The 11,392-nt window shown below is 38.9% G+C and carries 7 protein-coding genes; 2 read left to right on the top strand and 5 right to left on the bottom strand.

The window, feature by feature from the left end; genetic code table 11:
- Positions 1-302 precede the first annotated feature (302 nt).
- Entirely contained in the window at positions 303-1,934 is a 1,632-nt protein-coding gene (locus tag LKD48_RS12930; protein WP_308732214.1) for a sensor histidine kinase, read from the top strand.
- A gap of 128 nt (positions 1,935-2,062) precedes the next feature.
- The gene (locus LKD48_RS12925) at positions 2,063-3,769 is read left to right on the top strand and encodes an AAA family ATPase (RefSeq protein ID WP_308732213.1); all 1,707 of its coding nucleotides are present in this window, start codon (positions 2,063-2,065) and stop codon (positions 3,767-3,769) included.
- A gap of 855 nt (positions 3,770-4,624) precedes the next feature.
- Here LKD48_RS12925 and LKD48_RS12920 read toward each other — a convergent pair.
- The 5 genes from LKD48_RS12920 to tkt form a co-directional block, all read right to left on the bottom strand.
- Complete coding sequence (locus LKD48_RS12920) at positions 4,625-5,563, bottom strand: glycosyltransferase family 2 protein (RefSeq protein WP_308732212.1); 939 nt, start codon at positions 5,561-5,563, stop codon at positions 4,625-4,627.
- A 90-nt stretch (positions 5,564-5,653) separates the two neighbouring features.
- Complete coding sequence (locus LKD48_RS12915) at positions 5,654-7,387, bottom strand: hypothetical protein (protein ID WP_308732211.1); 1,734 nt, start codon at positions 7,385-7,387, stop codon at positions 5,654-5,656.
- Positions 7,384-8,052, bottom strand: a complete 669-nt coding sequence (locus LKD48_RS12910) for a hypothetical protein (RefSeq protein WP_308732210.1) — start codon at positions 8,050-8,052, stop codon at positions 7,384-7,386. Before LKD48_RS12910 ends, LKD48_RS12915 begins: the two co-directional genes overlap by 4 nt.
- Entirely contained in the window at positions 8,045-8,602 is a 558-nt protein-coding gene (locus tag LKD48_RS12905) for an RNA polymerase sigma factor (RefSeq protein ID WP_308732209.1), read from the bottom strand. The genes LKD48_RS12910 and LKD48_RS12905 overlap by 8 nt, the downstream gene beginning before the upstream one ends.
- 733 nt (positions 8,603-9,335) lie before the next feature.
- A complete protein-coding gene (tkt, locus tag LKD48_RS12900; RefSeq protein WP_262538843.1) occupies positions 9,336-11,321 on the bottom strand; it encodes a transketolase in 1,986 nt (661 codons plus the stop codon).
- Between the last annotated feature and the right edge of the window lie 71 nt (positions 11,322-11,392).

Below are 11,392 nucleotides of genomic sequence, written 5' to 3'. Positions count from 1 at the left end.
TACATTATGCAAATGTGCCAATGCATGAAAACGACGATCGATTTCATGGCGTTCGTATTTAGATGTTTTTAACAGAATCTGTACCGTATGCATATGTGCCCTCCTTTAACTGCGAATATGAATATATGTTCTTTACTGATATAAACAGTATATCATACAACACACAAGGACACAAGCACACAACGAGCAGTTGCCTGTACAACATTTCGACAAAATTCGACATCATTGTCCGATAATTGCAAAAAGTTTCTTGGCTTTCCCGCCCGACTTTTGTAAAACAAATCAAGCAAAAATTTGATGATATGAAGTATAGAAGCAAGCTTGTTTTTCTCTGCATTCTAGTCAGCTTTCTTCCACTTTCTGTCATGGGATTTTTCTGCTACAACCAGACAATCAAGCTGCTTCGCGCACGCGAGCTATCCTCACTAGAATCCACTGTCACCTCTGTGTCAGACTCGCTTGATTCCAAAATAAGCATCTACCAGAATTTACTATCTTATCTGGCAAACTCAAATGTACTTGCACAGTTTTCTTCCTACAATGATGCGAATGCTTACGATCAGTACGAATATCTAAACTATACGATGGATGTCTTTTTAAATGCCACCTATTTGCAGCATCCTGAAATCAGACAGATCACAATCTACAATGCCGACGGCCCCATGACCCACGGCAAACAGCTTCGCCCAATCAGTGATTTAGAGGGTGAACGTTGGTATGCACCTTACAAAATTTCTACTCAACCAACTTGGTACAAAAAGAAGGATGGAAGTCTGCTTATCATACAGTATCTGTGCGAACCGTACCTCACCTATATTCGCTCATACTCAAAAAACTACATTGCAATCCAGTTAAATGCCGATCTTTTCTTTGGAGATCTTGATAGAGTTGCCGATAACTTTCATATTCAGATAGACTCACCCTCTCAGACTCTTTTTTCTTATAAGTCTGACTCTATCTTGGAAAATGCAAGCGATTTTCGAAAGTGGGTGACAAGAAATGATCTTGTGGATTCTAGTGGTTGGAATGTAACACTTGAACGGCCGGAAAAGATGATTTTTGCCTCGGTTCGTCAGATGGGAAGAATTATTATCGCGATTCTTTTTTTCTGTGTCGTTGTTATTTTTCTAATCACTCAGCTTTTCACAAGCTTTTTTGAACAGAAAATCAGTGCCCTCCACTATTATCTTCAGCGCATCAAAGAGGGGCATCTTAACTACCACATTCACGATGACAGTAAGGACGAGCTTGGTGATCTGACAAATAACTTGCAAGCCATGATTGATGAGATCAACCGACTGATCCGAGAGGACTATCAGACTAAGATTGAATTGAAGAAGACGCAATTTAAAGCCTTGCAGGCTCAGATCAATCCTCATTTTCTGTATAATTGTCTGTCGTTAATCAATAACAAAGCGCTGATGAATGACCGGCCTGAGATCAGTCAGATGTCTCAGCTGTTATCCGTTTTTTACCGTACAACATTAAATAAGGGAAAATCTGAGACGCTTTTGCAAAATGAGATCAAAAACGTGACCTCTTATATTGATATTCAGCGTCTGCTTCACGACAACATCTTTGACGTGATGTACCAGATTGACCCGAATCTTCCTGAAATCGAAGTTCCCAATCTGCTTTTGCAGCCACTTGTCGAAAACTCAATTATCCACGGTATCCTTCCAAACAAGACAAAACGTGGTCAATTATTTGTCACTGTCACAAACGTAATGGGTCAGATTTATTTTACGATCATGGATAATGGTGTAGGTATTCCACAAGAAAAACTTTCTACCCTTTTGACGACTGACTCCTCCGGTTATGGATTAAAAAATGTTCACGATCGGCTAATTCTCGCATATGGCGAAGGCTCTGGACTGACTATTAACAGCATACCGGGACAAAGCACTATGATCACATTTAAGGTTCCGGTATAATAAGGGGGCTATATTTTATTGAATGGCAAATTCAATGACAAATATTAGAATGTGTGCTATGATAAGTTTATTAAAATGAGTTATTTTATTACTGTAACATCAAAAGGTGAAAAAGGAGGGACGCGTACATGGAAATGCGATTAAGGCTTCCTGTCGGAATCGACAGTTTTGAAAAGCTTCGCAAAGGGAACTATTATTATGTAGATAAAACTGCATTAATTGAACAGGCTCTTGAAAAAGGAAGCGAAGTGACACTCTTTACTCGTCCTCGGCGTTTTGGAAAATCCCTGAATATGAGTATGCTCAAAAGCTTTTTTGAAATTGGAACGGATCCTACATTATTTACTGGTTTGCATATTTCTCAAAATACTGAGCTTTGTGAAAAATATATGGGGAAATATCCTGTCATCGCAATCAGTCTAAAAGGAATCAATGCATCTTCCTACGAGGCTGCCTTCGATCAGCTGGTAGAACTCATAAATCAAAGCGCTTCTGATTTTCAGTTTCTGCAAAATAGTAATTTTCTGACTGACTACGAAAAAGAACGATTTGCTAGGCTGCTAGATGACGAAATGAGTCAAAAGGTTATGGGGTCAAGCTTGCGATGGCTGACTCGACTTCTCGAAAAGCACTATAAGCAGAAAGTTGTTGTTCTTATTGATGAGTATGATGTACCCTTGGCAAAAGCTCACGAAAATGGCTTTTATGATGAAATGGCGTTTCTGATACGCAATCTTTTTGGAAATGTATTGAAGACAAATGAGAGCCTTGCTTTTGCAGTTTTAACTGGATGTCTACGGATTGCAAAGGAAAGTATCTTTACCGGGCTTAACAACTTCAAGGTATATTCCATCACAGATAAACAATATGATGAAGCCTTTGGATTCACAAATTCAGAGGTACTTGCAATGTTATGTGCTTATGAGTTGAATGATCACTTTGATGAAGTGAAGGAATGGTACGATGGCTATCGCTTTGGGGAAGCTGACGTCTATTGTCCTTGGGACGTTGTAAATTATTGTGATGATCTTATTGACGACCCTAATTCAAAGCCGAAAAATTACTGGATGAACACCAGTGGAAATGATGTTATTAATCATTTTATTGATAGTATCAATGATCCTGGAATGGTTACAAAAACAGAGCTTGAGCAATTAGTCAATGGCGGAACAATCATTCAAAAAGTCGATGAGATGGTAACTTACAAAGATTTATATTCTAATATTGATAATTTGTGGAGTACACTTTTTATGACCGGTTACTTAACACAGCGCGGACAAGTAGGCGATGGCTACTACTGCCTTGCGGTTCCGAACCGTGAAATCTGTAATATTATCATTGAACGCGTGCTAACGCTCTTTCGCAAAGAAGTCTCTCAAAATGGAGAACTTTTTCGAAACTTTTGTAATGCGCTAACGACTTGTAATGCCTCTGCTGTTGAACGAATTCTAACAGAATATATGTCAAAAACCATTAGTGTGCGCGATAATTTTGCAAAATCGCTTCATGAAAACTTCTACCACGGACTTATGATTGGAATTCTGGGGTATAGACGTGATTGGAAAGTATTATCAAACCGCGAGTCCGGTGATGGCTTTAGCGATATTATGATTGAAGTAAACGATACCGATACAAATATTGGACTTGGAATTGTGATTGAACTCAAATACAGTTCTGAAGAAAGAGATCTTGAATTGGATTGTCGTGAAGCTTTAAATCAGATAAAAAATAAAAACTATACACAGGAACTTCGCAATCGAAGTTTCAATAAAATAATAAAATATGGCATCTCCTTCTGCCGAAAAAAATGCCGTGTTATGACGATTCAGGAGTAATATCAGCATAGCTTATACACTGCCAGCCCGACAACGTATATTGCCGGGCTGGTTTTATATTATTATAGTTAAAATTTTATGATAATTGTTTACTCCACTTACTCTTCTGAGTTGTTTCAAAGAACTGCAGAAAGAAGGATATATATGAAGAAACTTCTGCTCCGCTTACTCTTCTGAGTTGTTTCTTTTTGAAGCGAAACCCCGTTTACTTTTGTACTACTTCTGCTCCGCTTACTCTTCTGAGTTGTTTCTTAAATACGTTTTTGGTGTCCCTATATTCACCCTCTTCTGCTCCGCTTACTCTTCTGAGTTGTTTCGGCAGAACCGCACAGTTCTTTAAAGTACAACTCGCGAAAAAAACACAACTCTTATTAATGCACAGTTATTACATGGCATATTCCTGCATAAATTGCCAAATTTTACTGCATAGAATAATATTGACATGTTCATTCAGCAGTGCGAACCCCACGGCAATTTTATGGGTGCTTAATGTTCGCACTCCTTGGTAGGGACAGACCTCCTACCATATCATAATCATATATACAATTTACTTAGTCATTTTTTGTGACCATTTTATTTTTGCTTTAAAACAGTTTCTTGCTTTTGAAATACTCCTATATCCTACCCCCTGAGCATCATCAATAACAACATTGGTTTTCTTATTAAGAATAACATATCTTGGATCATTATTTCTCGTTAATTCCCTACTAAAGCAAATTACAATATCAGGATTATCTATAAATACTATATTTCTAAATTCAAAAGTCCCTTCTTAAGAAATTTTTTCATGTTCTTCCTCCTTGTGAAATAAGTTTTATATAAATCTGTAACACAGATTATATACTATTGTATAAATTACATAATAGTGCGTTTCTCCTGTTCCATAACCCGATATAGCTCAAGTTCAAAATCCTGACGATTTTTTTTCAAGATTGTTTGTAGTGTTAGACCGACACAAAAGAGCTGCAAAGCGGCAATTAGCAAATAGCCGCTTACGATAAGGGTTGGAAAACGCGGAACAAGTCCTGTTAAAAAGTATGTCTTTAACACGGGAACCATTAAAATGCATCCAATGATTGAAAGGAAGCAGCTAATTGCCCCGAAGAAGGCAAGAGGACGATACACATGGTACAAATTTAGAATCGTTTTTAAAATACGAAAACCGTCGAAGTAAGTATTTAATTTTGACTCACTGCCAGTAGGGCGATCTTTATAATCAATTGCCAGATTTTCGATTTGCAGGTGTTTGTCAATCGCGTGAATGCGCATCTCTGTTTCAATTTCAAATTTTTGAGACAGCACAGGGAAGGTCTTGACAAAACGATAGCTGAAAGCGCGATATCCAGTCATGATATCCTTTATATTACTATGAAAAAGTCGGTTAATTGTACTTCGCACAAAAATATTTCCTGCATTGTGGAAAAGCCGCTTATTTTCCTGAAAATAGGTAGAGGACAGGCGATCTCCAATTACCATATCTATGTGCTGACTTAATACCATATCAGCCATTTGTAAACCTGCCTGTGCTGGGTATGTATCATCACCATCCGTTAAAATATAGCAATGTGCGTCAATTTCTTGAAACATGCGTCGGACAACATTTCCTTTTCCTTGCTGAGGCTCATGGCGGACAATTGCTCCTGCCTGTGATGCAAGCAAAGCGGTATTGTCACTGGAATTATTATCGTATACATAGATTTTGGCATCAGGAAGAGCCATCTTAAAATCAGTTACTACTTTTTGTATGGTCATGCTTTCGTTGTAGCATGGAATTAGTACAGCAATTTTATCCATTTAAATCGTATGCCTTTCTGTTTTATTTTGTTTTTTAGGACAATTATTTTGCGATTTTCTGCTTTGCCTCTTGAATATTTATGTATTCTTCTATTCCATTTTTATTAAATTAATAGTCTTAAAAGCAATCCGTGTTTGCACGACAGCGATAATTGCAAGAACAGAGAATACCTGAGCCAATGGATATGCACCACAAAGATACATATAAGCAATCGAAGAACAAGAGCGAAGCTCATTGTAGGCAACTCCAGCATATAAACATAGAAGTCCACCTGCAATGCCAGATAACATAAGAAGAATGGATGCGTTTTGCTTTTGTTTTTTGATAAAAAACAAAAGCAATAAAATCAGAGAACAAATTTTTCCAATCGAAGCGAGTGGCATTGAAATAATTCGGAAAATTCCAGCCAGCGAGTTAAAAAAACTGTAGGAAAAATTTGAATCAATATATGCCAATGAATCAGAATATATATACGAATCAATACTTGAGACTGCTCTCACTGCATGCCTTCCGGTAATCCACTCAAAACGGGCAATTCCGTCACTGCCGTCATCAACTGCGATGCGATCTAGCAGGAAAAGTTCATTTTCAGAGGAAACATAAGCATCTGCTTGGGCAATAGTACTTAATAAGCTGCTCAGCATTCCAGGCTGCCATGGCGGCATCAAAGCAGATGGCATAGTGGCTTTTTGTCTTAACTTTCCATTTTTAAAAGCTATTTCAATTTCATTATAAATCGCTTGATAAAATCTATCTGCTGTTCGCCCATCTTTATAATATCCTTCAAGTTGAACTGCATCACGCAATGCCCAGAAAAACCAGCCATTTTCTACATTCCCGCATTTCTTATTTTCTTCGATGCGTCCTGATTGAGCCGCATATAAATCCATCACCGCATCCAGAGAATCTTGTATTGAAGCAAGTGTCGGACTGATTTCATACACTTTTTCGATTTTTTCTCTGCCGATAGACGTGTAAGGTGTAGGTTCTTCCATATCAATAGCATATAATGCTTTCATTACTTTAGGAAAAGCACCGTGGGTTAATTCGTTGTCAGTCCAACTGTTGTACACAACTCCATTTATCAGCGTAATCGGAAGACGACACGCAGGTAATGCGAGAAATGGAAGAAGTAAAATGATGATGTATTGAACTCTTTTTTTGCATGTGACATTATGAAAAAATCCATGAATAATTGCTTTCAAAAAGATGACAACAGCCGATACTATAAGAAATGGAACAACCCATATGGTATCTTCTCTGCTGAACCAAAGGCTTATAAATCCACAGGTTGTCACAATAGCCCATTTCATTGAAAATTTTTTACCATATTGATATCGCAAATAAAAGCCTAATTGTCCACCGAAAACAAGAAGAACCTGAGCAGGTGTGATGCTGTTTCGGTAAACTCGCTGAATAACTTCAGAGGATGCCATAATCGGATTAAAAAGCATTAGCAGGTAAAAAGGATAAATCGTCCATTGAAAACAAATCACTGGTCGAATGGCTCTCAAAAATAGGTAGCACGAAAGTGCATAGAAAATCTGTACACATGAAATAAAATCAATGTGAAAAAACTTTCCTACCGCCAGAAAAAATGGGAAAAAGCAACCCTTAGCTAATGTATAATGGTTGTAACCACCAAGCCAGTTTAGACGTAACAGCTTTTCAGCGATATGAACCATTAGTTGATCATCGGCAAATGCAGTTGTAATAGCATAAATAGTGACATCTTTCATTAAAATTAGTTTAATAATAAGAAAAAAGATTGCAAATAGTAAAAATTGCTTATCTTTTGAGTGTGATATTTTGATTCGAATCATTGTATGAGTTCCTCCACAAGTCTGCGAATCGTATCGAAATCATCTGAATTCAATAATCGGTATAATTTTGGGGCTTCAGTTTGTGCACCATTTGAATAATAAAAGTACTGTGATGTAAAGGCACAAATGATACCATTGTCAAATTCAATCAGATACGATCCAGTTAAGCTTTCGTAGTTTGCAAGATCCTCGTCAGATGCTTCTTGAAGCGAAAGTGCTTCAATTGCAGAACAAAGCCGATCTTTCATAGCAGAATCGCTTATTGAAAATGTATTGCCTGCATACCCATAGGTGATGGAGGTAAAATCGCGATTTATATAAATTTGATGCGCTGTGGTTTCTAAATGCATCTCAGTAGTAATTTCTGACTCTGGCTCAAACTTTGTTTCCAGCAAGGACTCCGATTCTGATTGTGTTTCCACCAATGTAGGGCGTAAAGGATGATTGTCCAGATGATTGTTCATATTTTTATGTACTATAGACCAAATAAGAGAAATGGACAGAATAAAGGCAGCAGCGGCAATACATACGGCAGTACAGAGATATTTTTTTCTGCGTTCTTTTTGAAAAAAATGTTTCATTTTCACTGTTTCATAATCACTCATAGCTTCTGTAATCCAGCGATCATCAACATAGGATAACGCGCGCATGATCAATTCATTCATAGTAAATTCCTTCCTTTTTAAGATATTTTTTCAATAATTCCCGTGTCCGGTAAAGTTGTGTTTTGATGTTGCTTTCTGGTATGCCGTATTGATTAGAAAGCTCTCGAATCGACAATCCTAACCAGTAGCGTTTCATGAAAAGAATTCGCCTAGGAGCAGAAAGTGATTCTAAAAATACAGATAACGCTTGTCCAAGCTCCCATTCTTCGATTCCACTTTTAAGTTTTGTATCAGGAATAGTTTCGCTCATTTCTGAGGTTAATTCAACAATACAGCTGTGTCGCTTTTTAGCTTTTTGCCATTCAATACGATCAAAGGCATCACACCTACAGATACGCATTAAATAGGCAAGAAAATTAGTGGGGCGAGTGGGTGGAACGGTGTTCCAGGTCTCAAAATAAGTATCATTTTTGCATTCTTCGGCATCCTCATGACAATTTAAAATTCTCATGGCAAGCTTTGACAAATGATTTCCATATTTATTATCTGTTTCAAAAATGGCGGATTCTTTTCGATCAAAAAACAGATCAATAATATCCTCGTCATTCATAATAAAAAATCCTTTCTAAACTAAATTGATTTATTTACTTATTAGTTGTGCCTCTATTATATATGTCGGGAAAATGATATGAAAGGTTTCAAAAAAATGGAAACTGATATAAAGAAGCCAGTGGGACAGGTACACTGGCTTTTTTCCCGTCCCGCTGGCTTACAAATTAATATATTATGGCAATGGGATTAATATACTGCGATCCCATTATAATAAATTTCATATTGCAAAACGTCCGTTCTGATATTACAAATATTTTTGAAAGTAAAAATTTTAACGTGCAAAAGATAAGTCAGCTTTCTAAGGAGGGATACATAATTAAAAAACAGGTTCCTAGCATATACTATGTAAACAGACTTCTTGTTCCAACACAGATTGTTGTAACAAATCAGCTAAACTCCCAAAATCATGAAAGTCTTAAAGTGTTATCAAAAAGTGCCCAAACTGATGACATTCAGAGATTCACAGAACTTGCAAGCGCTTTTACTGAACCCGGTGACAAGGAAAAAGCTGACGCCGTATTGCAAGTTAGCGTCGCGGCAAACAATTGACCTTGTTAAACAAAATCTTCTGTCTATCGAAACTGCTGCACAGTGCGCAAAGATGACCGTAGATGAATTTCAGATCGTACTAAAAAAACAAAACAGCTAACAATAGCCAACAGGGACGGGAATGCGGCACTACAGTGCCGCATTTTCCCGTCCCCAATGGCTGCGTTTTTATTTACATTTTTTTACAGTGCCTTTACTCTTGCTACTACGTTCTCTACGGTAAATCCGAAGTATGGGAACAGTTTGCTGTACGGAGCGGATGCACCAAAACGATTCATTCCGATCATATCGCCGTCAAGACCTACATAACGATCCCATCCAAATCCAGAAAGTGCCTCTACTGCAACTCTCTTTCTTACATTCTTTGGAAGAACCTTTGCCTTATACTCCTCAGACTGCTCCTCGAAGATATCCATACATGGCATGGATACGACGCGAACGTCGATTCCATCCTCTGCTAAAACCTTCTTTGCCTCTACAGCAAGAGACAGCTCGGAACCAGAAGCGATAATGATCGCATCCGGAACTGCCTTCTTGGAATCCTGTACAATATAACCACCCTTTAATGCCTCTCTTGAGGTTCCCTCGATCTGCGGCAGATTCTGTCTGGTCAGTGCCAGTGCAGTCGGTGTTCTCTTAGATGTAACTGCACTATACCATGCAGCTGCTGTCTCAGTTGCGTCTGCCGGACGGAACATATGGAAGTTCGGCATTGCACGCCACATTGCAAGCTGCTCGATCGGCTCATGAGTCGGTCCATCCTCTCCTACACCAATACTGTCGTGTGTAAATACGAAGGTTAACGGTACGCCCATGATTGAAGACAGACGTGCCATCGGCTTTGTATAATCAGAGAATACAAAGAAAGTAGAAACAAATGCTCTCAGTCCACCGTGAAGCATAATACCATTTCCGATTGCTGTCATGGCAAGCTCACGAACACCAAAGTGCATGTTGCGTCCTGCATAATTTTCTGCTGAGAAATCACCCTCGTCCTTCATATAGGTCTTTGTGGACGGGGAAAGGTCAGCTGCACCGCCGATTACATTCGGCATTCTATCTTTGATACGATTGATCATCTTGCCGGACAGATTTCTTGTTGCATCTGCCTTATCATCATAAGCCCAGAAATCAGCATCGTCACAAACCTTCTCTGCCAAATCCTCATCGTAGTAAGTATCCCACAGTTCCTTCATTTCTGGATACTTCTCGCAGTATTCTGCAAACATCTTATTCCAAGCATCCTCTGCCGGCTGTAAGCCTTCTACGATTTCCTTATAATGAGCATAAACTTCCTCTGGTACGAAGAATGGCTCTTCTGACGGCCAGCCTAAGTTTTCCTTCATTGCCTTAATATTGTCATCACCAAGCGGCTCGCCATGTGCACTTGCCTTGCCCTGCTTTGCCGGACATCCAAAACCAATCTGAGTCTTTACAGTGATAAAAGATGGTCTCTCAGTATCTGCCTTAGCAGCCTCAATTGCCTTGCCGATTTCCTCTAAGTTATTTCCATCCTCAACGGTAATGGTCTGGAAACCAAATGCTTCCATACGCTTCTGAACATTCTCTGTGAATGCAATATCTGTTGATCCCTCAATAGAGATGCGGTTGGAATCATAGAAAATGATCAGCTTAGACAGCTTTAAAGTACCTGCAAGAGAAAATGCCTCAGATGAAATACCCTCCATCATACATCCATCGCCGCCAAGTGCGTAGGTGTAATGATCTACAACCGGATATCCCTCCTTGTTAAATACAGACGCCATATGACGCTCTGCAATTGCCATACCAACTGCCATACCCATACCAGCACCAAGAGGTCCTGTCGTTGCCTCAACACCAACTGTGTGGCGATACTCCGGATGACCAGGTGTCAGAGAACCCCACTGACGAAACTGCATCAGATCTTCCTTTTTTAAATCACCATAACCAAACAGGTGAAGCAGGGAGTACAAAAGCATAGAGCCATGTCCTCCAGAAAGAATAAAGCGGTCACGATCCTTCCAATCTGGATCCTTTGGGTTGTGCTTTAAATGCTTTGCCCATAACTCATAGGCTACAGATGCACAGCCGAGCGGCAAGCCAGGATGTCCTGACTTTGCCTTCTGAATCGCATCTGCAGATAATACACGGATCGCATTTACTGACATTGTATCAATGTTATTCATCTTCGTCTCCATTCCGCGCTTAAGCGCATTTAATTTTGTATTTATGCTCAGTTTACCAGACCATTGCACGA

Source organism: Anthropogastromicrobium aceti, assembly GCF_020687335.1.
Lineage (GTDB): Bacteria > Bacillota > Clostridia > Lachnospirales > Lachnospiraceae > Anthropogastromicrobium > Anthropogastromicrobium aceti.
This window is presented reverse-complemented; position numbering and strand designations above follow the sequence as displayed.